At 65.7% G+C, this 22,710-nt stretch carries 19 protein-coding genes; 8 read left to right on the top strand and 11 right to left on the bottom strand.

Features of this window, described 5'->3' with window-relative positions:
* Positions 1-33 precede the first annotated feature (33 nt).
* From S58_RS02410 to S58_RS02395, 4 genes are all read left to right on the top strand, one after another.
* A complete protein-coding gene (locus S58_RS02410; protein WP_008968243.1) occupies positions 34-423 on the top strand; it encodes a response regulator in 390 nt (129 codons plus the stop codon).
* 221 nt (positions 424-644) lie between these two features.
* The gene (locus S58_RS02405; RefSeq protein ID WP_015663638.1) at positions 645-1,058 is read left to right on the top strand and encodes a response regulator; all 414 of its coding nucleotides are present in this window, start codon (positions 645-647) and stop codon (positions 1,056-1,058) included.
* Positions 1,059-1,064: 6 nt separating this feature from the next.
* Positions 1,065-3,617 carry a hybrid sensor histidine kinase/response regulator gene (locus tag S58_RS02400; protein ID WP_015663637.1) on the top strand — a complete coding sequence of 851 codons (2,553 nt, stop codon included), beginning with the start codon at positions 1,065-1,067 and terminating at the stop codon, positions 3,615-3,617.
* A gap of 289 nt (positions 3,618-3,906) precedes the next feature.
* Positions 3,907-4,152 (top strand): hypothetical protein, encoded by a 246-nt coding sequence (locus tag S58_RS02395; protein WP_015663636.1) that lies wholly within the window; start codon positions 3,907-3,909, stop codon positions 4,150-4,152.
* Between the two features lie 126 nt (positions 4,153-4,278).
* Here S58_RS02395 and S58_RS02390 read toward each other — a convergent pair whose 3' ends face one another.
* Positions 4,279-4,869: a helix-turn-helix domain-containing protein gene (locus S58_RS02390; protein ID WP_015663635.1), complete on the bottom strand. Its 591-nt coding sequence runs from the start codon at positions 4,867-4,869 to the stop codon at positions 4,279-4,281.
* A gap of 305 nt (positions 4,870-5,174) precedes the next feature.
* Here S58_RS02390 and S58_RS02385 point away from each other — a divergent pair, with 305 nt between their 5' ends.
* Positions 5,175-6,323, top strand: coding sequence for a hypothetical protein (locus S58_RS02385; protein WP_015663634.1), 1,149 nt, complete (start codon positions 5,175-5,177; stop codon positions 6,321-6,323).
* Positions 6,324-6,634: 311 nt separating this feature from the next.
* Entirely contained in the window at positions 6,635-7,015 is a 381-nt protein-coding gene (locus S58_RS02380; protein ID WP_144058468.1) for a hypothetical protein, read from the top strand.
* Positions 7,016-7,119: 104 nt separating this feature from the next.
* Here S58_RS02380 and ipdC read toward each other — a convergent pair whose 3' ends face one another.
* Together ipdC and S58_RS02370 are read right to left on the bottom strand one after the other, a co-directional pair.
* Positions 7,120-8,757: an indolepyruvate/phenylpyruvate decarboxylase gene (gene ipdC, locus S58_RS02375; protein ID WP_015663632.1), complete on the bottom strand. Its 1,638-nt coding sequence runs from the start codon at positions 8,755-8,757 to the stop codon at positions 7,120-7,122.
* A 131-nt stretch (positions 8,758-8,888) separates the two neighbouring features.
* Entirely contained in the window at positions 8,889-9,089 is a 201-nt protein-coding gene (locus S58_RS02370) for a hypothetical protein (RefSeq protein ID WP_015663631.1), read from the bottom strand.
* Between the two features lie 353 nt (positions 9,090-9,442).
* On the opposite strand from S58_RS02370, the gene gmd reads away from it, so the two are divergent.
* Positions 9,443-10,534, top strand: a complete 1,092-nt coding sequence (gmd, locus tag S58_RS02365) for a GDP-mannose 4,6-dehydratase (RefSeq protein WP_015663630.1) — start codon at positions 9,443-9,445, stop codon at positions 10,532-10,534.
* 39 nt (positions 10,535-10,573) lie between these two features.
* On the opposite strand, the gene S58_RS02360 is transcribed toward gmd, so the two are convergent.
* Complete coding sequence (locus S58_RS02360) at positions 10,574-11,485, bottom strand: hypothetical protein (RefSeq protein ID WP_015663629.1); 912 nt, start codon at positions 11,483-11,485, stop codon at positions 10,574-10,576.
* A gap of 144 nt (positions 11,486-11,629) precedes the next feature.
* On the bottom strand, positions 11,630-12,850 hold the full coding sequence (locus S58_RS02355; protein WP_015663628.1) for a hypothetical protein: 1,221 nt from the start codon (positions 12,848-12,850) through the stop codon (positions 11,630-11,632).
* Between the two features lie 138 nt (positions 12,851-12,988).
* On the opposite strand from S58_RS02355, the gene S58_RS02350 reads away from it, so the two are divergent.
* Positions 12,989-14,173 (top strand): glycosyltransferase family 4 protein, encoded by a 1,185-nt coding sequence (locus S58_RS02350; protein ID WP_015663627.1) that lies wholly within the window; start codon positions 12,989-12,991, stop codon positions 14,171-14,173.
* On the opposite strand, the gene S58_RS02345 is transcribed toward S58_RS02350, so the two are convergent.
* Genes S58_RS02345 through S58_RS02320 form a run of 6 tightly spaced genes read right to left on the bottom strand, consistent with a single transcriptional unit; the run spans position 14,170 to position 22,683 of the window.
* The gene (locus S58_RS02345) at positions 14,170-15,348 is read right to left on the bottom strand and encodes a glycosyltransferase (RefSeq protein ID WP_015663626.1); all 1,179 of its coding nucleotides are present in this window, start codon (positions 15,346-15,348) and stop codon (positions 14,170-14,172) included. The genes S58_RS02350 and S58_RS02345 overlap by 4 nt on opposite strands.
* Positions 15,341-16,363: a polysaccharide deacetylase family protein gene (locus S58_RS02340; RefSeq protein ID WP_015663625.1), complete on the bottom strand. Its 1,023-nt coding sequence runs from the start codon at positions 16,361-16,363 to the stop codon at positions 15,341-15,343. Before S58_RS02340 ends, S58_RS02345 begins: the two co-directional genes overlap by 8 nt.
* Entirely contained in the window at positions 16,360-17,880 is a 1,521-nt protein-coding gene (locus S58_RS02335) for a lipid II flippase MurJ (protein WP_015663624.1), read from the bottom strand. The genes S58_RS02340 and S58_RS02335 overlap by 4 nt, the downstream gene beginning before the upstream one ends.
* On the bottom strand, positions 17,877-19,256 hold the full coding sequence (locus tag S58_RS02330; RefSeq protein ID WP_015663623.1) for an O-antigen ligase family protein: 1,380 nt from the start codon (positions 19,254-19,256) through the stop codon (positions 17,877-17,879). Before S58_RS02330 ends, S58_RS02335 begins: the two co-directional genes overlap by 4 nt.
* Entirely contained in the window at positions 19,253-20,410 is a 1,158-nt protein-coding gene (locus S58_RS02325) for a glycosyltransferase family 4 protein (RefSeq protein WP_015663622.1), read from the bottom strand. The genes S58_RS02330 and S58_RS02325 overlap by 4 nt, the downstream gene beginning before the upstream one ends.
* Positions 20,407-22,683: a GumC family protein gene (locus tag S58_RS02320; RefSeq protein WP_042340498.1), complete on the bottom strand. Its 2,277-nt coding sequence runs from the start codon at positions 22,681-22,683 to the stop codon at positions 20,407-20,409. The genes S58_RS02325 and S58_RS02320 overlap by 4 nt, the downstream gene beginning before the upstream one ends.
* Positions 22,684-22,710: the final 27 nt, after the last annotated feature.

Below are 22,710 nucleotides of genomic sequence, written 5' to 3'. Positions count from 1 at the left end.
TCGGCTTTTGACCAAACGCGCGGAGTTAATGACATGGCCTTTGATCTGTCGATGCCGATCCTGGTGGTCGATGACTACGCCACTATGATCCGGATCATCCGCAACCTGCTGAAGCAGCTCGGATTCGAGAACGTCGACGACGCCAGCGACGGATCGGCCGCGCTCTCCAAGATGCAGGCGAAGAAGTATGGTCTCGTGATCTCCGACTGGAACATGGAGCCGATGACCGGCTACGACCTGCTGCGCGAGGTGCGCGCCAGCCCGGAGCTGTCGAAGACGCCCTTCATCATGATCACGGCCGAATCCAAAACCGAGAACGTCATCGCCGCCAAGAAGGCCGGCGTGAGCAACTACATCGTCAAGCCATTCAACGCGGCGACTCTCAAGACCAAGATGGAAGCGGTGTTCGGCCCCGCCGAGTAGCGTCGCTCCCCGAGATTGCTTTGCGCAACGGCCGGACCGGTGTCCGGCCGTTTTCTTGTTCTGGGCCCACTCCAGTGACGTCCAATGGGACGACGGGCCACGGGCGCTCCTCATTCCGTAGTTGTACGGAAACCAAAATTTACGAGGGGGTCAGAGCCGGCCGCTAGACATGTTCCTGCTTGCCGACGACCCCGCCAGGGTGGCAACGGGACAGGGAATTCATGCGCAACGAACTCCTCGTGATCGAAGATGCCGATGTGCATCTTTCTATCTTACGGAAGATCGCGGCCCAGGCCGGCTTCAACACCACCGGCGTCAGCTCGGTCGATGCCGCCTCCATCATCCTGCAAAAGCGGCACTTCGACTGCGTCACGCTGGATCTCTCGCTCGGGGAGCGCTCCGGTACCGAGGTCCTCGAGCGCCTCGCGGAGCTGAAATTCCGTGCTCCCGTGCTGATCATCAGCGCCTCCGAGGAGGACGCGCTCTACGCCTTGGTTCGCATCGGCAACTTTCTGGACCTGAACGTCTATCCGCCCTTCGCGAAGCCGATCAACCTGACGCTGCTGCGAGAGACGCTGAAGCAGATCGCCCAAGATACCGATCGTCAGAGGCTGGTCAGGGCGGCGGGCTGGTAGCGGACGATGAGCAACAAGACACGTTTCCTGGGTGCACCTGCCGCGATCGCGCTCATCCTCATCTGCGTGATCGCCGGCAGCAATCTGTTCTTCCTGACCAACCTGCGCGAAAACGCGCTTCAGCATGCCGAGGAAGACCTCAGCCGCCACAGCCTGACGCTGGCCGAGAACGCCGACCGCTCGGTCAAGTCCGTCGACCTCGTGCTATCGAGCGTCCGCGATTATCTGGCGCGCGGCGGCGCCATCGACGCTGCGGCGTATCGCAAGGTCGCATCCGATTACCAGACGCATCTGCTGCTGAAGGAGAAGATCGCCGGGCTGCCGCAGATCGATGCGGTGACGCTGATCGACGCCCAGGGCAAGCTGCTGAACTTCTCACGCTATTGGCCGATCCCCGACGTCAACATCTCGGACCGCGACTACTTCAAGGCACTGAAGGTTGATCCGGCGCTACAGACCTTCGTCAGCGCACCGGTGCAGAACCGTGGCGACGGCACCTGGAACATCTATTTCGCCCGGAGGCTGGATGACTCCAACGGCGAGTTCATGGGCATGATGCTCGGCGCCATGTCCGTGCCCTACCTCGAGAACTTTTTCGGCTCTACCTCGCTCGGCCTCGAAGCCGCGGTGTCGCTGATCCGCGAGGATGGCACGCTGCTGGCGCATTTCCCACCGACCAGCGAAATCGGCAAATCGACCTCCGGCTTCGGACAACGCGCGCTGTCGGCCGGCGGCGTGCTGCGCGAGCCCTCCGCACGGACGGGCGAGATGCGGCTGCGGGCGGCGAAAATGCTCCCGAACTACCCTGCGATGATGGTCGTGTCGGTGCCCGAGCAGCACGTCCTGAAGGCCTGGCGCGCCATGGCCACGCTGCTCGTCATCACGTCGCTGATGAGCGCGATGGCGGTCATCGCAGCGGCGGTCCTGATCTCGCGCTGGTGGCAGCGCCACGAACATCTGATCGAAGCGGCGGAGGCCGCCAACGCCGCGAAATCGACCTTCGTCGCCATGATGAGCCACGAGATCCGCACGCCGATGAACGCGGTGCTCGGCCTCGCCACCACCCTGCTCGAGACCAATCTCGATCCCGAGCAGCGCCGCTCGGTGGTCGCGATCCACAATGCCGGCGACAATCTGCTCGAGATCCTCAACGACATTCTCGACTTCTCCAAGCTCGAATCCGGTCAGCTCTCGCTGGAGGACATCGCATTCTCGGCCGAAGCCCTGGTCCACAACACGCTGAGCATCATCGGGCCGCGAGCGTCCGCCAAGGACCTGAAGCTGCGCAACGTCAGCGATCCGACGGTGCCGCCGGCGCTGGTCGGAGACGCCGGCCGCATCCGCCAGATCCTGCTCAACCTGGTTTCCAACGCAGTCAAGTTCACGTCGTCCGGGGACGTCGTCGTCACCACGCGCTGCATCGAGAAGGATGACGCCAAGGCAACCGTCGAATGGAGCGTGACCGACACCGGTATCGGCATCGCGGCGGACAAGATCGGCTCGCTGTTCGCGAACTTCGTGCAGGCCGACAATTCGATCAACCGACGCTTCGGCGGCTCAGGACTGGGCCTTGCGATCTGCAAGCGTCTCACCGAACAGATGGGAGGCGAGATCAAGGTCACCTCGGCCCTCGGCAAGGGCTCGACCTTCTCCTTCCGCCTGACGCTGCCGATCGCCGAGACCGTGGCGGTGCCCGAGCAGAACGACGACAGCATCTATTCCTCGCTGCAGAGCCGGATCGCGGCGTTCGGCCGGCCCCTGCGCGTGCTGGTGGTCGACGACAATCCGACCAACCGGCTCGTGGCCACCAAGATGCTCAAGGATTTCGAGATCCAGACCGATACCGCCTGCGACGGCGCCGAGGCCGTGACTGCCGCCAGCCGCTTCAACTACGACCTGATCCTGATGGATGTCCGGATGCCGGAGATGGACGGCTTCCAGGCAACGCGGACGATTCGCGCGCGCGGCGAACGCCGCTCCAACGTCCCGATCATCGCGTTCACCGCGAATGCCTTCATGGAGGACATCAGAGCCTGTCGCGAGGCCGGGATGAACGACTTCGTCGTCAAGCCGGCTCGCAAGAAGGCGCTCGTGGAAGCGATCCTGCGCGTGCTGCCCTCGCCTACGCCGGTCATGGAGACGGTCGCCTCCGACGTCGCGCCACTGGTGCCGGCCGAACAGAGCGTCCGGACGGCCGAGCTCTCGGCCGATGCGGAGATCGCTCCCGAACCCGCGCTGGATCGGGAGGCCTATGCTGAGCTGGTCGGCGAGATCGGCGACGAGGCGGCGCAGGAGATCCGCGACGTGTTCTTCAGCGAGACGGACGCGCGGCTGAAGCTGTTCCGCAAGCTCTCCCTCGACAACGAGCGGATCAAAATCGGCCGGGAGGCGCATTCGCTGAAAAGCGCGGCCGGAACCTTCGGGTACCGGCGGCTCGCGACCTATGCGCTCGCGCTGGAAAAGAGCGCGCCGCGGCTGTCGACCAAAGAATATTCCGAGCTGCTCGAGCAGATCGACGCAGCGTACTCCGCCGCGCGGGCCCAGGAGCTGCAATACTGACGTCGGCGCCGCTGCCAACTGCGCGCGAGCCAGTCCGGTCTTCTGCTTGCGGCCGCCATCGCACGCGGCCCTCTGCAGCCTTCGTCACCGCGGTGGCCGCGTCCGGCTGTCACAAAAGGTCATCAGCACCGGCCAACTTGGCAAACGACACGTTCACGGCCAGGGATTCGCAGAACGCGATCTTCATATTCCCTTACAATAGGTTGACGCCGTACTTCTACGGCTCACGATTTTCACAATCAACTAATCATGAGCTGCGACAGTGCGGGCCACATAGGAGATGTGTCCCATGTTTACTTTTGAAACCGCCGACCAGAAGGAAGTCAGGCGTTTCCGAATTGCGCAGTTCAATGGCCGCACCGCGACCGTGAAGTCCGGCGGATCGACGATCACCGGCCACGTCCGTTCAGTGATGGAGAAGGAAGCGAGCGTGCCGCCGCGCTGGACCATCACGATCGTGCCGACAGCCCCCAAGGCGCAGGCCCCGCTGCGTCCAGCCTCCCGGGTCCGCCCTTTCGCAGAGGACTACTTCTGACCGCATGGCAGCCGGCGTTCCGATCAGCGGATCGCACCGAGCTGACCGGACGCTCAGGTCATCCGGCCTTTCTTTTCAGAATGATCGAGGCTCCAAAGCGGACGCGACTTGCGCGCTCCTCCGAGATCAGCCGATCTGGTTGAGCAGCGCTGCGCGGACCAGTTCGGCAGTGTTGCGTGCGCCGAGCTTGCGCATGGCCTCGGCGCGGTGGCTCTCGAAGGTGCGCGGGCTGATGCCCATGCGCAAGGCGCCTTCCTTGTTCGAGTGGCCCTCGCTGATCAGCTTGAGCACTTCGCTTTCGCGCGGGGTGAGCGACTTGCAGGCCCGGCCCGGGCGCGCGAGCGGAGCGCCGCCCTGGTCGTGAGCCGTCGGAGCGAACTGCCCCCGCGCGCCGGACATCTGGTTCACCAGCGCACAGACCCGCTCGGTCTGCAGCAGCGCGTTGTCCACGACCATCTGCACGTGCCGGCGCTCGGCGGGCGTCCTGGCGATCTCGTCGCTGCGCTGTTTGATTTCGCCCATGTAGAGCATCAGGGCGGTGAGGGACCCGTTCAGCTGGCGCGCCAGCGCAAGCGTGTCGCGATCGTCGCAACGCCCCGCCGCGGTTGGCACGAGCTTGTCTTGACGAGCCGCCGCAAGGGCGAGGTCGTTAACCTTTGGACCGCCCGAAAGGGGGAGAGTGCGATCGTCGGAAAGGCTGGTGCCTAGCTGTGCCATGCCTCATTGTGACGTGGCCTCGGCTTTAACATGGTTAACATCACGATCCGTAGCAATACGGGATTTCTCCAGAAACTCGCGCAAACGTCGATAAATTCCCTCAGAAGTTGCGGCGCGGAAAAGTTAACCTCCGCCGGCATGGGCGGCGTCGGCGGGCCGATTGGACGGGGGCTGTCCACGCCGCAGTGCATTTCTTCGATTATTTACGGATATTAATTTGGCACCAACTGTTTCGTGCTTCGATGCCCTCCGTTCTCGTCCACGGAGACGAGCGATCTAAACCTTGAACTGACAGCCAGACGCCAATGGGACCGGTCGATCGGATCTGGGAATTCCTGCAGCGGTTGTCGCCGTTGACGCGGAGCTGTCTGCTCAGCGAGCTCGAGCGGCTGGAGCTGAGCGGCGTCGACATGCCGGGAACGGCCGACCTGCAGGCCCGCCTGCGCGCCGAGATCCGCAAGGACGGCGTGGGCGGTCATCGCACCGCCAATCCATCGCGCTTCTTCTTCATGCCGATCGAGCAGCTTCTCGTCGACGGCTCGCCGGAGCACAACAATGAGGGCCGCATCGCCCGCGGCTCGCTGACCCCGATCTGGGAGTGGATTTCGCGCGACCTGCTTCCGACGATGGCCCGCGACTACAATTCGCAGATGAAGGAGCTGATTGCGGCGGACAAGCAGCGCGAGATCCGTCAGACCGCGAGCACGTTTCAGACCAAGGTGACGAAGTCGCTGGAAGGCACGCTGGCGAGGCCCGAGGGCGTCGAGCAGGTACGCAGCAAGCTCAAGGCCTACACGGCGTCCCCATCCGTGTTCGACGACGTCGTCAAGCTGCTGAAGGCGCTGCGCGCCCGCGATGAACTCGCGAAGTTCGCCGATTCGCTGCCGGACCGGATCGCGGAATTCGACGACCCGCAGGTCAAGAAGATGGTGCTGCTGCTCGACGGGCTGCGCAAGAAGCAGCCGGATGCCGTGCCGTTTGCGTTGACGCTGGTCGCCAAACGCCTGAAGGAGCCGTGGCAGGTGATGCGACTGGCGACCAAGGCAGCGCGCTCGAAGAACGTCGCCGACGTCATCACGGCGCCCTACGCAATGACGGTCCCGATGGTGCTCGACCTGCTGGAGGACAAGCGGCTGGCGCTTCGGATTGCCCTGAAGAACAACCGCGTCGTGACGGCCAAGGAAATCCTCGCCAGCATCTATGACATCGAATATGCCATCCAGGTCCGCATTGACCGCCTGGAGGATTCCGACTGGGGCAATCGCCTGAACGCGATCATGACCAACACCGCCAACATGGTTGAGGCCGAGGTCAAGCGATTTCCGGAAGAGGTCGGGCACGTGCTCGGCTCGAACCGGCTGCGTAGCCACCGCTCGCTCGGCGACCGCCTCACCTATTTCGCCTGGAAAGGCCGCGACGCGATCAAGACGGCGCTGCGCTCGGCGACCGGCTGACGGCCGGCGCCGGCGCTCCATGGCCGCCAGCGGTCGCGAAGGCTGTATCCGCGTCAGCCGTGGCTCAAAAAGCGGAGGCGAAAGCACATGCGCGATGGCTCCCGCCGCACGTGAATCCCGGCCCGACCATCCCCGGCTATCGCTCCCTCCGCCGCCACCGCAGGAACCTGGCTCGTCCTTGCGCCATTTCCTTTCCGCGGTGAATTTACACGGCATGTCGCTCCGCCGATGATGCGGCAGGGTATCTGAAGCGATGGAAACGACGGGAGGCTGATGTGAGAGCGAGCAGGATCCTGCTGGTTGCGTTGGTGCTGGCATCCGCCGCGCTCGTGAACTCGGACAGTGGCGCACAGAACGCGGCCGACACGGCGGCGGCGCCGACGGCGGACAATGCGGTGCTGCTGACCGTCTTCCTCAAGCACGACCAGTCAAGGCCGCTGGGCGAACTCAATGCGCAGCTCGAGCGGCAGGGCTACTACAAATCGTTTCCGCCGGCCGGCATCGAGGTCGTGAGCTGGTACGTGATGATGGGAATCGGCCAAGTCGTCACGCTTCGCGTGCCGGCACCGCGCCTGCGCGAGGTCAACCGCATCCTCGAGAACACGGCGTGGGGCGCGTACCGCACCGAGTTCTATCCGACCTATGACTACAAGGCGGTCGGGCTGGCCGCGCACGAGAAGGCCCTGCAATAGACCGGCATGTCTGGATCGCGTGAGCCGGCGCGGCCAATACGGCTCCCGCGGTCTTGATGACGGGAGCCGAAAAGCCCGCGCCGAACTCACTCACGCCTGTATGCTCATCCCTTGGTCATGCGCTCGCGCGCCGATTTGAACCCTTTGACAAAGCGCGCCAGGGTGTCGGAGGTCTTGCCACGCGGCAGCATCACCTCGATCAGCGAGAACCGTCCGCGCCGCTGCACCGCGCGCTCGAGCGCCGCAACGAGTTCGCCGCGGGTGGTGACACGCTCGCCCGTCCCGCCGATGGAGTTGGCGATATCGGCATAGTGCCAATCATCGAGATCGTTGAAGCGCGACTCCGGCTGGAACACGCGCAACATCTCCCAGCTGCAATTATTGAACAGCACGACGATCGGATCGAGCCCGTAGCGGCGGCAGTTGCCAAGCTCCCAGCCGGTCATCTGGAACGCACCGTCACCCACCAGGATCAGCGGCCGCAGCCCGGTCGCGGCCACGCCGATGCCGGCCGGCACGCCGAAGCCCATTCCGGCGTAATAGCCGGGCGCCGCCAGCGCCGTGTTGTCGATCTCCATCGCCGTGAACAGGCAGTCTCCGATGTCCGACGTCATCGGCATCCGACCGTAGCGGTCGAACATGTCGTTGATGGCGGTCGCGATATCCGACGGCGCAATGGGCTGGCCATCGGCTGGGAGGCCGCGCGGATAGACCGCGCGTTGCCGCGGCAGGCCGGGCGCAGCGGCCCGCGGCGTGGCGCGCTGGTCCAGCGCATCGATCAGATCGCCGAGCGGCATGTCGCGATAGGCGTGATGGCCGATCTGCACCTCGCGGCTGGCGGCGAGGATCATGCGGCGCGGATCCGGCGCGCGGTTCGACAGCGCGAAATTGGTGTCCGACAGAATGACGCCCAGCATCAGCACGAGGTCGGCATCCTCGACCAGCCGGGTGATCTCCGGATTGCCGGCCGCGCCGAGATAGGTGCCGGCGACGACGTCGTCGGCGCGATCGAGCAGGCCGCGTCCCATGAAGGTCGTGACCAGCGGCAGGCCCAGCTTGCGCGCGAGCGCCGCGATCCTGTCCTCGACGCCGTAGCGGCGAATCTCGACGTCGACGACGATCACCGGACGCTCTGCCCGCGCGATGCGGGCAAGGATCTCGTCGACGCATTCATCGAGCGCCTCCCGGTTGGCGGCCCGCGGCGACAGCGGCACCACCGGCTCGATCTCGGCGTCCACCATGTCGCGCGGGAATTCGAGATAGACCGGCAGCGACATCTCCTTCGCGCTGCGCAGCACGCGCGCGATCTGCGCCGCAGCTGTGGCGGGATCGCTGAGCACGGCCTGGTCGCAGGTGATCTCCTTGAACACGGCAAGTTGCGTGTCGACGGTGCGCGCCTGGTGATGCAGCAGGAACCCGGAGACGCGCTCGCGCGCGCCGGGCGCGCCCGCGATCACCACGACCGGCGAGCGCTCGGCATAGGCGCCCGCAACGGCATTGACGACATTGAACGCACCGGCGCCATAGGTGACAACGGCGACGCCGAGGCCGCCATGATATCGCGCGGCCGCATCGGCGGCGAAGCCGACCGCCGGCTCATGGCTCAGCGTGACGTTCGGCAGGATGTTGCTGTCCTCGATGACCTTGAACAGCGGCAGCACGAAGTCACCGGGAATCCCGAAGATCTCGCGGGCGCCGTGATCCTTGAGAGCGGCAAGCAGCGCATGGGCAAGAGCGGGCATCCGAACCTCTGCGTGTGGCGTAGCGTTCAACCGGTGCTACACGATGAGGGACGTGCTGCCAATCACGGCTGCTCCGACAGCGCGATGAGCCCGCCCACGGCTTTCTCATTGGAACGTGACATCGCCGCGGATCAGTTTCCGATCAGCAGCAGCGCCTGCGCCGCCGGGGCGGCCGCCCCTGCGCCGCGCGGCACGGCAAACGTCACGGCGAACAGGAGGACAACGGCCAGCATCATGCCGAGCCGCATCATGACCGTCCTGCGATCGGTGATCGGCAGGAACAGAAAGAACAGCAGCGCTGCCGCCAGCGCCAGATCGAAAATGTAAACCATGGATCATCTCCTCCGTTGCCGGCGAGAATGGGCCATGCTGGGCCTATGGGACTGTGTCGGCCGTCACGGAGCAGGAATACGGGAAAGCACGCGGATGCCGAAGCCCGGCCGTGGTGCAATATCCGGGGACAGACCGCCCCGCCGCCCACGCTCATACACGGCTACGAGGCCAGGCACCCCCGGACCGGCTCGCCGAAGCCCCGTCGGCGGCGCACATGCGGGTTATCTGCAGATTGACCGGCCGGATCTCGCGCTGGCACCAATTGGCGTCAACGACGGGAACCAAGCTGGTTTCGCAGCGGGCGGCAGGATATCATGCGCCGCTGCAGTACATTGAGGGGTTCCGATTTTTGATGACCAGGAAGCGGGCACTTATCACCGGAGTCACCGGTCAGGATGGCGCCTACCTCGCCGAATTGTTGCTGAGCAAGGGCTACGAGGTCCACGGCATCAAGCGGCGCACCTCCCTGTTCAATACCGATCGCATCGATCACCTCTACCTCGATCCTCACGAGCCGGACCCGCCGTTCCGCCTGCATTATGGAGACCTGACGGACTCCTCCAGCCTCATTCGCATCGTCGGCGAAGTCCGGCCGCACGAGATCTACAATCTTGCGGCCCAGAGCCATGTCGCCGTGTCGTTCGAGGAGCCGGAGTACACGGCCAATTCCGATGCATTGGGAACGCTGCGACTGCTCGAAGCCATCCGCATCGTCGGCCTCGAGAAGGAGACCCGGTTCTATCAGGCTTCGACATCGGAGCTGTATGGGCTGGTACAGGAAGTCCCGCAGCGGGAGACCACGCCGTTCTACCCGCGCTCACCCTACGCCGTGGCGAAGCTGTACGCCTACTGGATCACGGTGAACTATCGCGAGGCCTACGGCATCTACGCCTGCAACGGCATTCTCTTCAATCACGAGTCCCCGGTCAGGGGCGAGACGTTCGTCACCCGCAAGATCACGCGCGCGCTGGCGCGTATCCACCTCAAGCTCCAGGACCATCTCTATCTCGGCAATCTCGACGCGATGCGCGATTGGGGTCACGCACGAGATTATGTCGAGATGCAATGGCTGATGCTGCAGCAGGATGAGGCCGAGGACTACGTCATTGCCACCGGCGTGCAACACTCCGTGCGCGATTTCGTCAATCTGGCAGCCGCCGAAATCGGCCTCGCATTGGAGTGGAAGGGCAGCGGCGTCGACGAGAAGGGCTATGATGCCGCGACCGGCAAATGCCTCGTATCGATCGATCCGCGCTATTTCCGACCGACCGAGGTGGCGACCCTGCTGGGCGATCCATCGAAGGCCAAGCAGAAGCTCGGCTGGGAGCCGCGAACCACGTTCGAGGAGCTGGTGCGCGAGATGATGCGAGAGGATCTCGAATCGGCCAAGCGCGACGAACTCATCAAGCAGCACGGCTTCCGCTATTTCGTCCGTCACGAGTGACCGGCACGACATCACATCGGGCTTGCTGCCGCGTCTTCTTCACCGATCGAACAGCGCAGCCTCGGTGAAAGCGAGATCGCCGAGATCAGGCGGATGCGGGCCTTTGGCATATTTTCGGCCGCGCTTGTCCGAGTACCAGCCGACCAGGCCCGCCATGGGCTCGTTGGCATCGAGCCGCACCAGGACGCCGCCGCGCCGGAGCAGGAAACGCCCGATGTTGCCGGCGAGCCGGGTGACGTCGGCGACGTCGCGGCAATACAACAGACGATAGACCGGCAGCAGGTTCTTCACACGATGCTTCTGAAACACGAACGGATGGCCCACACCCGCCTCGCGCGCGACCATGCTCAGGCAGCCCCAGTCCGCATGCCGGCGCAGCAGATCGGCCTCATACGCGGACAGGCCGGACACATTGTCGTCCGCGAACGGCTCGACCGTCACGTTCGGCCGCGCGCGTGACAGCGCCAGGGCGGCGTAGATCTGGCCGCGGCAATACACCGAAAAGCCCTGCGCTTCGACCTGTGGCCAAGTGTGCGGCGCAGGTGTGATGTTGAAATAGGTCACGGTCTTGTCGCGCGTCGCCGCGCGCACCAGCATCGAGCTGAAACTGCGGAAGGCCGGCTCGACATACCAGCTCGACACATTGGCCCTGACGATCGGTTCACCGCCGGCTTGGACTTCGGAGAACAGCAGCAGGATCACCCCGACCGGTACGCCGCCTTGATCGAGACAATAGCCGAATGTCGGAAAGCCGGGCGGCCGCGGCCGCGCCGCGTGACGCTCGAGCCCGCGCAACCAGTACGCCTCGCTGCGAAAGGCAAATCCGCGCGTGAGCAGTGCAGCCACTGCGGCAAGGTCCGCCGTCCTGATCTCGCGAATGCGCACGCCAGGAGCGGGTTGGGCCGGCGCAAGCCCGTCATTCGCAACCTCAGCCTTTTTGATCGGCTGCATTCCAGGATCACCCGATGAAGCTTCGACGCCCGCGCTGATCACGCGGCGGATTTGTCATGGCTGCAATTATCGTAAAAAGGTCAGACAGCAGTGAACCACGTCGTGCTGGCCTTACTTTTGAGTTAACGGGATGCGCGAGCCGCCTTACGGCCGCGGTACGCGAAACATGTAAGTCTGGTCGGCGTCGAGGTCGTCGACGAAGAAACGGCCGGGCCGGGCGTCGATGCGACGCTGCAGCCCGTCCCAGCCCCAGACCTCGAGGCTGCGCGTCCACGCCGGCAGCTCGATCTCGACCGCCCGGCCCGGCCGGTCGGTCCAGCCGGCGATGTTCTGCCACACGATCAGGTCGGCATCCGGTCCGCTCAGCGTGTACAGTGCGAGCCGCCGGTCGATCGAGACGATCTTCATGTGGCCGGCCAATTGCAGCACCGTCTTCAGGACCAGGCTGCGCGCCTCGGGCACCCACGGATTCCCGGCTGCGGCCATGGCATAAGCAAGGCCGTCGACATCCGGGGTGTCGCCGAGATTCCACGGGAAGGCCAGCACCGTCGCCGGTGTCCGGCCATCCTTGCCGACGACGGCGAGCTGATCCCAGATCGCACTCAGAAACAGCTTCGCCGCCACCTGTTCGTCCGCCCAGGCCCCGGCCCGCGCCACGTTGAACTCAGTGGAGTAGAATTTGACGTCGCGGCTCAGGCCCATGGCCTGCTTGATCCGGTCGAAGCAGGTCTGCACCGAGAACTCGCGTCCCCTGGTCATCGGATACCATCGATCATTGTAGTAGGTGTGCAGATCGATGCCATCGAGGCGTCCGTCCTCGAGCAGATCGGCGATCGCAGGCCCATAGCCACGCAGCGTCGCATCGCCATGCGAGTTGCAGGTGGCGAAGCCGCCGGGCACGACGCGCAGCTCGGGATCCACGCTATGGACCCCATCGGCCAGGCCCGCCAGCGCATCGTGATAGTCCTTGCGCGGGATCGAGGCCTGCACGTCGGGCTCGTTGATCGCGGTGAAGATCGTCGCGCCCCAATCGGAAATGCCGTTGTCCCGCCCCCATTCGCCGCCGGGGCGAAAGCGCTTGGCCATCGCCTGTCCGGCGGCGAACCAGTCCTGATAGGATCCGATCGGCTGCGGCGGATTCAGGGTTTGGTAGCTGCCCTCATATTCGAGCAGGATCAGCGGCGTGACACCATTCTTGTGCGCTTCCAGCATGGCCGCGTCGAAATCGTGCGGCGTCGGCAGCCGCGCCAGCGTGCGCCAGCCGTAGGAGTCCATCCGCCCCATTCTGGCGCCGACAGCATGAAGGGCCTGGTAGAGCTGAGTGCTCTTGCCGGCGAGATGCGTCACGAGATTACCGCCGCCCATGCGATCGCGGAGCGGGAGCGTGGCTGTGTTCAAATCATCGCTGAGGGCCGAAGTCGCCAAGCCAATCGTTAACAGCATCGTGCTAACGACCACCAGATTGGAACCAACTCGCAATGTCTGATCCTGTAAATTGCCGCGATGACTTTTGAGATCGTCCAGGTCGTGCAAGAAATAAGCAATGCCGGCGGCGTGGAAACCGTCGCGATCGAGCTTGCACGCGTTTTCGGGCGGAATGGTTTATCGAACGTCGTGCTGGCCAGCACGGTCGCGGAGAATCTCGAACCGTCGATCAGGGTCGAGCGGATCGTGCCATGGCTCGCACGCATTCCCACCCGCGGATTGTTCCGGCATATCGGCCGCGCCATCGTGGTGCCGCTGTTCACGCTGGCAGCAACGCGGGCGCTGGCGCGCCATCGCAACGCCGTCGTGATCAGCCACGGCGACAGCCTGAAGGGCGACGTGCTGATCGTCCATGCCGTGAATGCGCAGAGCCTTGCCGAGAAGCGCGCCGCCGGCAATTGGCGCTGGCTGCTCAATCCGATGCATCTCTGGGTCGGCCTGCGCGATCGCCTGATGATCGGCGGCCTGCGCTATCGCGCGTTCGTTGCCGTGTCGGAGCGCGTGACGGCGGAGCTGCAGCGCTTCTACGGCGTGCCGGCCTCGCGCATCCACGTCATCTCCAACGGCATCGATCTCCATCGCTTCCACCGCGACGAGCGGGCGGGACGGGCGATCCGGCAGGAATTCGGCATTCCCGAGCATGCGCGCGTGCTGCTGTTCGTCGGCCACGAATTCAGCCGCAAAGGACTGGCGCATGCGGTCGGTGCCCTGGAAAAGCTGGGCGACGACGTCTGGCTGCTGGTCGTCGGCTCGGACAATCCGGCGCCCTACAGGAAGCTTGCGCATCAGGCGCAGGCCCGACTGGTCTTCGCCGGCGCACGCTCCGACATGCCCGCGCTGTATTCGGCTGCGGACGCGTTCGTGCTGCCGACCAGCTACGAGACGTTCTCGCTGGTCTGCATGGAGGCCATGGCCTGCGCGGTGCCGGTGTTCGCGACGCCGGTCGGCGGCATCGAGGATTATCTCCACGACGGCATCAACGGCTTCCGCATCCAGATGGATGCCGATGACATCGCGGCCAGGATCCACGCGGCCTTCGCTGATCCCGTGCTGATGCAGCGGCTTCAGGACGGCGCCCGCGCGACCGCCCAGAGCTACGGCTGGGATCAGGTCGGACTGAAATATATCGAGCTGCTCAGGCAGATCGATACGGCGAAGCGTGGGGCGCACCGACCGGCGCTGCCGCTGTCAGCCGAAGTCTAATTTGCCTGCAGCGGCTGGATTCCCACTGCGCGCGATGCCCTGCGTGCCTGATCTGCAGCTTGGCACGCCGTCTCGACCGCGCTCGCAACGGCATCATAGGTAAAACGTTTGAGGACATTGGCGCGGGCGGCCTGCGCGCGCATCATCAACTCCGATCGGCCGGCGCCGAGCTCGTCGAACAGCCGGCCCAGCCGCTCCGGATCCTGCTCCGGCACGATCCAACCGCCGTCGCCGACGACATCGGGGATCGCGCCGCAGGTCGAGCCGATGACGGGAATGCCGCAGGCCTGCGCCTCGATGATCACGCGTCCGAACTGCTCGCGCACCGCGCTCGTGGTTCGCGTCAACAGCAGCAGCGCGTCCAGGCGGCGCAGGAACGACGCGACCGCGGCGGGCGAGGCCCATCCCTGGATATCGACGCGATCGCCCAGACCAAGCTCAAGCACGCGCCGGCGCAGATCCGCCGCGTGCGGACCCTCGCCCATGATGCTCAAGCTGACCGCAGACCTGCTGCGCGCGAGCGCCTCCAGCGCGTCGTCCAGCCCCTTCTCGACCACGAGACGGCCGACATAGCCGAGCCGGAGCGGCGCATCCGCATCGCGGATCGTCAGCTCATCCGCCGGCTTGAAGGTCGCAAGATCGACGCCATAGCCGATCGGCGTCACCGGTCCCTTGTAGCCGCGCGCCCGCACGACATCCGTCGCATCGGGACTGCGCGATAGAATGTTGTCGGTCCGACCGAGGACGAATTTGCGGATCGCCTCGAACGGTGGCGGCAATCGTTTCAGGATGTTCTGATCGACCTCGAGCACCAGCGCCGCGCGGCCGCGCAGCATCTGCGCCTGCAGCGCCACGACGCTCCACGGCTCTTCCCAGAGATGGATGACGTCGGGATCGAGCTCGCGGAGCAGGCGACGCAGCGCCGGATAGAAATGCAGGTACCATTTCATCGGTCCGGCTTCCGGCAGCCGGATCGGCAGGGGATGGACGGGAAAGCCGTCGTCGAAGGGCGCCGCCTTGATGGTACGGCCGAACTCCTTCCAGACCTCGGGCATCACGAGATGCAGATCGACGTCCGGCCGTGAAGCGAGATGCCGATAGCGCAGCCGAGCGGCCTCGCTGCTGGTGGCCGGATGCGCGATCGAGACGATCCGCAGGCGCCCCCCACTAGACACGGCCCATCACCCTTGCGGCGGCTCCGCTGAGGCCGGTCAGATGCATCTCCATGGCGGCCAGGGAGCGATGCGAGCCATTCATCGTGTTGCGCGGAATCGAGAAGGCATCCTGCCCGGCATGAACCAGTCCCTTGCGCGTCGTTGCAGCGCTGGCAAATCCAGCTTCTCGCGCCAGCGCGAAATCACGCGGGCCGCAATCGGCTGCGCGCCCATAAGGAAACGCGAAATGCTGGACGTCGATTCCAAGCCGTTCATTGAGACGCAATCGCGCATCTGCCAGCTCGTGCAACGCATCGTCCGGGGACAGCGCCGCGATCCGCGCATGCGACACCGTGTGCGCTCCGATCTCGACCAGCGGATCGCGCGCCAGCACATCCAGCATGTCCCAGGAGATCGCGTGCTTCCAATGCATCGCATCGATGTCGATATCATTGTCGGCACAGAACGCGGCGTAGCGGCTGCCGGCTTGCGGGCCGTCCCAGCGGGCCGCGATCTGCGCAAACACGGCGCGACGCTGCTCGGAGCTGGATAGTCCGATGGACTCACCATCCACCTCGACGCGACCCCTGTGCAGCAACGCATCCTCCAGGCCCGCCGCCCACAACGGCAAGGTGCCATCGGGAATGCCCGTCGTGACGAACAGCGTCACCGGCACGTTGTGCCGGCGAAACACCGGCACCAGCAGCTCATACGTATCACGGTAGCAATCATCGATCGAGAAGTTGATGTAGCGACCGATCGGCTCGCCGCTCGCCGTCCGGCGCAGCGCATCGCCGATGGTCACGACATCCCAGCCCTGCTCGCGCACATAGCCGAGAAAGCGATCGAGAAAATCGGCATCGACGTAGAAGTCACGATTGGGCAATCGCTCCCATTGCCCCGACGGGGCGGTGCGATGGAACGTCAGGCAGCAGCCGCGCGGACCGAGCACGCGATCGGCGGCCTTGGCGAGCGGAAGAACGAACGCACTGGAGGCCATCATGGCCTTGGCTGCAGCGAGGGCCAACAAGGTCAACTCAGCTCTCCCTTCATCTTGAACGTGCGGCGCACATGCCTGAACGCAGCGCCCACCGCGCTCGGCAGCAGAATTCCGATCGCGAAGGCGAGGCAGAACAGATACGCCATGCCGCCGGCGAACAGACGCGCGAGCAGGCCAGGCACAGCGTCCTGGATCATCAGGCCGAGCACGGCCATCAGCGCGGTCGGCAGCAGCGCGAGACCGATCACGGTCAGCAGCTTGCGCGCGTCGCCGAGCACGAACACGACGCCGAGCAGCAGCACCAGGCTGCGGATCGCCTCGCCGATGCCAAGCAGCTGCATGCCGGCGGCCGGTGACGGATCGAACAGCGGCACCGCCAGATTGAAACCCATATTGGCGAGATAGGCCGATACGATGATCAGAGCCGCGACGCCGTTGCGGCCTGCGCCGTTGAGCAGGCGGATCAGGATCCAGCCGAGCGTCGCCGCCCAGACGCCGCAGGCAATGCCCTTCAAGGCGTGCGAGGTCAGCAGCAGCGCTTCGTCGCCGAACGCGCCACGGAAATAGATCAGCCGCACGATATCGGTCGAGAACACCAGCAGGAACGCCGAGGCCGGCAACGTCAGAGCCAGCAGCGGCCGCAGCAGCGCCTCGGTCTGTGCACGCGGATCGCTCGGCGCGTGCTGCGACAAGACCGCCATGCCGAGCGGCTGGCTGATCAGCAGCAGCGCACTCTCGGTCAGCGAGCGCGCGTAGTCCAGCGAGGCGACGGCGCCGGTGGTCAGGCGCGACGCGGTCAGACGCTCGATCCAGACATTGCCCTGCTCGGCCAGCGGCAGCGCCAGCAGCACGCGCAACCGCCTGAAGAACTCGACGCCCTTGTCGATCACCATGCGGGCCGTCAGACCGGAGAAGCTCAGCTCGCCCTCCCGCCACAGCGAGAGCAGGCCCCACGCCGCGAGGCCGTTGAACGCAACTGTGAAGGCGCAGGCGAGCATGTAGGCGTCGCCGGTCAGAACGAGCAGGCCGATTCCGCCGATCACGGCGACGTTCAGCAGGCTGGCGCGGACATTGGTCAGCCGCGTGCGGCCGAGCGCGATCTCTCCGGCCGCCAGCACGTTGAGAACCGCCGAGGCAGGCATGCCGAACGCCATCATGCGCACGAAATGCAGGGTAAGATCACGCCCTTCCGCCGAGAAGCCGCCGACGACCGCGTTCACCCAGACTTCGCCGAGCAGCAGGATCACGGCCGTCACGACCAGCGACACCACACCGATCACGATCGTCAGCGCGCCAAGGCTGCGCGCCGCATCGGAGCGCTGCAGCGCCTCGCGATGCATCGGGATCATGATCGCCGGCACGCTCTCGTTCTGCAGAAATGCGAGCGGAATGAGCACGGCCGCCATGGCCGCCCGGAAACCGTCGGCGATCAGCGAGGCGCCGAGCACATGCGCCATCAGCACTTCGCGGCCGAAGCCGAGCATCTTGCTCGCGAGTGCGCCGCTGATCAGGAGAGCACTGAAGCGCCTGAGCGAAGGACCGGAGGTGCTCACGCTGCATCCTCCGTCGCAGTGGGCGGTACCAGCAGCGCAGCGAAGGTCCAGAACAGGAAGCCGTTCTCGCCGGAGGTGATGTTGGCGAGCGGCAGCTGGACCAGCGCGCCGAGCGCCAGGGCGCCGACGATGACCGCTTCCGACGAACGGTCGGACCAGGCCGCAGCGAGCGCATTGCCGATGGACCAGAACAATGCCGCCAGGCAGAAGCCGCCGACGACGATGCCCATCGTGAGCCAGCACGCGATGATCATGCCGTCGACCGGCATCGCCCCGGCCGCGCCGACATCGGTAATGGTGAAGCCGGTGCCGAACAGCGAACTATCCGGCAGATTCCACAGCGTGACGAATTCCTGCAGCCGCTCCTGCGCGCTGCCATCCTGCGTCCCCTCACCGAGCGAAGATAAACGCTCCGCCACCACATCGCCGAATGGGGTCAAGGTCGCAGCCAGCACCACGGCGACGGCGAGGCTGACGAGGATCAGGCCGGCGCGGCGCCGCGTCGCCGCGAACAGCAGGCAGAACAGCAGCCCCACCGCGAGTGAGATCCAGGCGGTGCGGTACATCGACAGCAGAAATCCGAGCCCTGCCGGCATCGCCAGCAGCAGCGCCGGCCAGGAGCGGCGACCGAATGCGATGAGCAGCAGACCCGCCGCGGTGAAGGTGGCGTAGGCCGCGGGCGCATTCATGGTGCTGAACGAGCGCACGCCATAGGGGACGGGCTGGCCGATCGAAATGATCGGCGCGAACTCCATCCAATAGCGATCCCAATCCGGCGGATCGATATACTGATAGATCGCGTAGAGTCCCGTGACGGGGAGGATGACCACGAAGGCGGTGGTCGCCGCATCGATCAGCTCGCGGCGATCGGCACTCAGCATCAGCACCGCGGCATAGAGCAAGGGTGCCAGCCATTTCAGCGGCCCCGACGCGGCATTGGTCCAGTCCGCCTGGGTGAGCGACAGCAGGCCGGCATAAATGACGCAGGCTGCGACGATCCCGAGCGGCCAGATCCATCGTGCCGGGACTTGTCTGTCTTCGAGCAATTTCGACAGCGACAACACCGGCGCGAGAATGGCGAAGAGCGGGCCGATCAGCATCAGGCCGAGCTGATCATAGCCGGCCGAGAGGTCGACGATGCGCCGCACGAACGGCGCGAAACTGAACAGGATGAGCGCGGCCTGCAGGTGCGCGGCCGGTCCTTGCCGCCACGCATACCAGCCGACGCCGCCACAGCCGAGCACGAACAGCGCGCGCGATGCGCCGCCGAGCACGCTCGCCGCGACGGCCGTTCCGGCCAGCACCAGCAGAGCAGCGGCCCAGCCGGGCAAGTGCCAGTGCCGCTCGGCGGGAGCAGATGTGAGAAGCGTGCTCACACCGCCGCTCCCGCATGGACATTGCGGATCAGCAGCCCGATCGAGTCCAGCATGCGTGCCAGACTGTAATGGGTGCGCGCGCGGCGCGACGCGTAGTCGAGCTGAGGCGCCAGGATCTCGGGCTCGGCCAGCACCGCGTCCAAAGCCTCGGCCAGCGCACGCGCGTCACCAGGCGGCACGAGCAGGCCAGCCCGGCCGTGTTCGAGAATATCAGGCGCAGCGCCAGCATCGGTCGCGATCACCGGCACGCCGGCGAGCATGGCTTCGACCAGCGTCCGGCCGAACGGCTCGGGATCGATCGACGGATGCACCATGGCATCCACCGACTGCATCAGCAGCGGCACGTCGTTGCGATGACCGAGGAAATGAATGCGATCGCCGAGGCCGAGATCGGCCACCAGCCCTGTCAGCTGCGCCGCGTAGTCCTGCTCGCCAAACAGCGCATCGCCGACAATGATGCCGTGAACGCCCGGAAGCTTCGCCAGCGCCTCGATCAGGACATGCTGCCCTTTCCACTGAGCGAGCCGGCTGAACACGCCGACCAGCGGTCCGGACGGCAGGCCGAGCCGTTGCCTCAGTTCCTCCCGCGACGCAGGCACGGGCTCGACCGCAAGACCATTGGGTACGACCTCGACGAGAGAGCGCCGGCCTCCGGCCTCGATGAAGGCAGCAGCCGCGGCCTCGGACGGGACGATCACTTTCGCGGCGAAGCGGTTGGCCAGGACGACCTGCATCCGCCGCTGCACCGCGCCGAAATGGGCAGGGCTGATGATGTCGTGCAAATGCCAGATCAGCGGCCGCCGCGCGACCAGATTGGCGATCGCCGACAGCACGAACGCCTTCTGCGAGTTGGCATAGACGACGTCGTGCGCGCGCGCGGTCCGCGCGAGCTCGGCGGTGATCGCGGCGAGACGGCCGAACAGCGGCAGCGCCTTGAGCCACGAACTGTCGCGGCGGAAGTTTGTCAGGCCCTGCCCCCAGCGCGAGGTGATGACAGGCAGTCCGCGCTCGGCCATCGCCTTGGCGAGTGGCCCCTGCTCGAACAGGAATGCTGACGAACCCTTGCGGCCCTGGACGACGTCGAGCAGGATCAGCTCGGCGCCGCCGATCTGCCCGGTGTGATCGACGAACAGGACGCGTTCGCTCGACATCATCCGGCCCCGGCGTAGGCTGCGACGGGCGCCGACTGAATGACCGGCGAGCTGTGCTGCTCGGCTTCGGTCATGGTGACGACGATGCCGACATTGACGGCTCCGAGCGCCCTGCTCTTGTTCACCGTCGCGACCGCCGGCTCGATCAAGGACCGGTCGCCGCGCACGCAGACGATCACCCAGTCGGTGCCCGCCAAGAAGTCGTCCCGGTGCGAAGGCAGCGGCGTATCGACGATGACGGCGTCATAGCCATCGAGACCGGCGAGCAGGGCATCGAGGCTGATCGCGTCGAGGATGTCGCCGACCGGACCGTTGGTGGTGCCAACCGGCAGGACATCGAGCGAAGGATGCGCGGTGCGCAGCACCACCTCGCCCAGCGGCGCATCGCGCTCCAGCGCAGCCAGCCATCCCTGGCCTGGCGACAGCGCCATGACCCGCGCGAAGCACGCATGCGTGACGTCACACTCGGCAAGCAGCACGCGCCGGCCTGCGGCCGCGAGATGCTCCGCCAGCGCAATCGCTGTGGTCGTCTTGCCGTCGCCCACGTCCGGAGACGTCACGGCGATGCGCTGCGGCCGCGCCGGCTGGTCCAGTCCCAGCTCATGAACGAGGTCATGCAGCGTGTGCTGGAATTCGGTGTCCTCGGAGGCGAGGCGCAGGACCTGGGGAATCGCGAGCGGCTGATGGCCCTGCAGGATGGCGCCCAGCGCCGACATCTGCCGCAGGCTCTTGAGACGCGGCAGGCAGGCCAGGATCGACACGTCGGCGACGCTCGGAAGATGGGACTTCCGCTCCGGCGTCGCTACGGGCGCCGCGGCCGCCACGGGAGACTCAATGACCGTCTCGGCCAACTCCGGCACGATGGCCGGAGCCGCTTCGATATCGGGCGCATCAACCCGCTGCGGCGGCGCGTCCGGCGCAGCGGGCACGGGCTGTTCGACCGGGCGCGAACCGAACTGATCGGCAAGCAGCGCAGCAGCAACGCCGAAGATGATCGCAAGCGTCAGTCCAGCCGCAAGGAACGGGACCTTCTTCGGGAAGAACGGCTTGCTCGGCAGCTCGGCGAGACTGACGAGACGCGTGCTGCCGCGCAGGACGCGCCGCTCGGTCTCGAGCTCGCTCGCCTTCTTGTAGAGCTCGGCATATTGCTGCCGCTTGATCTCGGTGTCGCGCACCATGCTCTCGATGGAGGCCTCGTCCAGCGTGGCCGAGCCGGCCTCCGCCTTCGCCGTCTCCATCTGCTTCTTCAGCGAGGTCACCAGCGCGCTGTTGGCGTCGTATGTCTTCTGCGCGCTCGCCGCGATGCTCTGCATCTCGTCGACCAGCCGCTGCTGGATCGTCGCCTGCTCGCGCGTCAGTGCCAGAATCGACGGATGCTTCGGCCCGAGCACGCCGGCGGCGCTGGCGAGTTGCGCGCTGACCGTGGTCAGCTGCTGCTTGAGGTCGGCGATGGTGCGGCTCTGCAGCACCGAGGGCGCGTCGGTCGGGCCGCGCTCCTGCTCGGACTTGATCTCCTGCAGCCGCGCCGCGGCTTCGGCGCGCGCGGCTTCCGCCTGCGACAGTTGCTGGCCGATGCTGGTGAGCCGCTCCGAGGAGATCGGTGCCGTCGCGCCGCGCATCAGTCCCTTGGTGCGGCGGAACTTCTGGATCTTGTCGTCGGACTCGCGCAACTGCTGGTCGAGCTGCTTCAATTCCTGCCACAGCCAGGAGCTCGCGACCTCGCGGCTGTTGGCACCTTCGGTGCGTTGATCCTCGAGAAAGGTCTGCGTCAGCGCATTGGCGAGCGTCTTCGCCACTTCGGGGCTGCTCGACTGATAGGAGATATTGATGACGCGCGAGCGGCCGGCGGACGCGATGCTGAAGCGGCTGTCGACGTGATCGATGAAGGCGCCCGGCTCGGTCTTGAGACGCTGGCACGCATCGGTCGAACCGAGCATGCGGCCGCGCTCGCATTCGCCGACCACGGCATCGACGACTTCAGGCGCCGCCATGATCTGCCGCAGCAGGCGCGGCGAGCGGATCACCAGCAGCTGGCTTTCCATGTCGGCGGGGTCACCGACCTTCTGCGCCCACGCCGCCGACGTATTGGCGCCGGGCTCCTGCTCGGCGATGATCACGGACGCCGTGGCGAGATAGCGCACCGGCAGCACGACGAGCGCGGTCGCGGCAAACGCGAGGATCGCGCCGGCCACGATGGCGAACACGCCGCGGCGGCGCCAGATCCGGGCGACGGCGTCAAAGCCTGACAAGGCCTCCGGGAGAGCCCCCTGCCTCATGATCTGCACTCGCACCACATATCAACA

Origin of the sequence: Bradyrhizobium oligotrophicum S58 (genome assembly GCF_000344805.1) — a bacterium.
Taxonomy (GTDB): domain Bacteria; phylum Pseudomonadota; class Alphaproteobacteria; order Rhizobiales; family Xanthobacteraceae; genus Bradyrhizobium; species Bradyrhizobium oligotrophicum.
This window is presented reverse-complemented; position numbering and strand designations above follow the sequence as displayed.

What these genes read in the sequence shown, in the direction of transcription:
- S58_RS02410 (WP_008968243.1), top strand. Translation starts at nt 34, where the DNA reads ATGGCCTTTGATCTGTCGATGCCGATCCTGGTGGTCGATGACTACGCC.
- S58_RS02405 (WP_015663638.1), top strand. Translation starts at nt 645, where the DNA reads ATGCGCAACGAACTCCTCGTGATCGAAGATGCCGATGTGCATCTTTCT.
- S58_RS02400 (WP_015663637.1), top strand. Translation starts at nt 1,065, where the DNA reads ATGAGCAACAAGACACGTTTCCTGGGTGCACCTGCCGCGATCGCGCTC.
- S58_RS02395 (WP_015663636.1), top strand. Translation starts at nt 3,907, where the DNA reads ATGTTTACTTTTGAAACCGCCGACCAGAAGGAAGTCAGGCGTTTCCGA.
- S58_RS02390 (WP_015663635.1), bottom strand. Translation starts at nt 4,869, where the DNA reads ATGGCACAGCTAGGCACCAGCCTTTCCGACGATCGCACTCTCCCCCTT.
- S58_RS02385 (WP_015663634.1), top strand. Translation starts at nt 5,175, where the DNA reads ATGGGACCGGTCGATCGGATCTGGGAATTCCTGCAGCGGTTGTCGCCG.
- ipdC (WP_015663632.1), bottom strand. Translation starts at nt 8,757, where the DNA reads ATGCCCGCTCTTGCCCATGCGCTGCTTGCCGCTCTCAAGGATCACGGC.
- S58_RS02370 (WP_015663631.1), bottom strand. Translation starts at nt 9,089, where the DNA reads ATGGTTTACATTTTCGATCTGGCGCTGGCGGCAGCGCTGCTGTTCTTT.
- gmd (WP_015663630.1), top strand. Translation starts at nt 9,443, where the DNA reads ATGACCAGGAAGCGGGCACTTATCACCGGAGTCACCGGTCAGGATGGC.
- S58_RS02360 (WP_015663629.1), bottom strand. Translation starts at nt 11,485, where the DNA reads ATGCAGCCGATCAAAAAGGCTGAGGTTGCGAATGACGGGCTTGCGCCG.
- S58_RS02355 (WP_015663628.1), bottom strand. Translation starts at nt 12,850, where the DNA reads ATGGGCGGCGGTAATCTCGTGACGCATCTCGCCGGCAAGAGCACTCAG.
- S58_RS02350 (WP_015663627.1), top strand. Translation starts at nt 12,989, where the DNA reads ATGACTTTTGAGATCGTCCAGGTCGTGCAAGAAATAAGCAATGCCGGC.
- S58_RS02325 (WP_015663622.1), bottom strand. Translation starts at nt 20,410, where the DNA reads ATGATGTCGAGCGAACGCGTCCTGTTCGTCGATCACACCGGGCAGATC.
- S58_RS02320 (WP_042340498.1), bottom strand. Translation starts at nt 22,683, where the DNA reads ATGAGGCAGGGGGCTCTCCCGGAGGCCTTGTCAGGCTTTGACGCCGTC.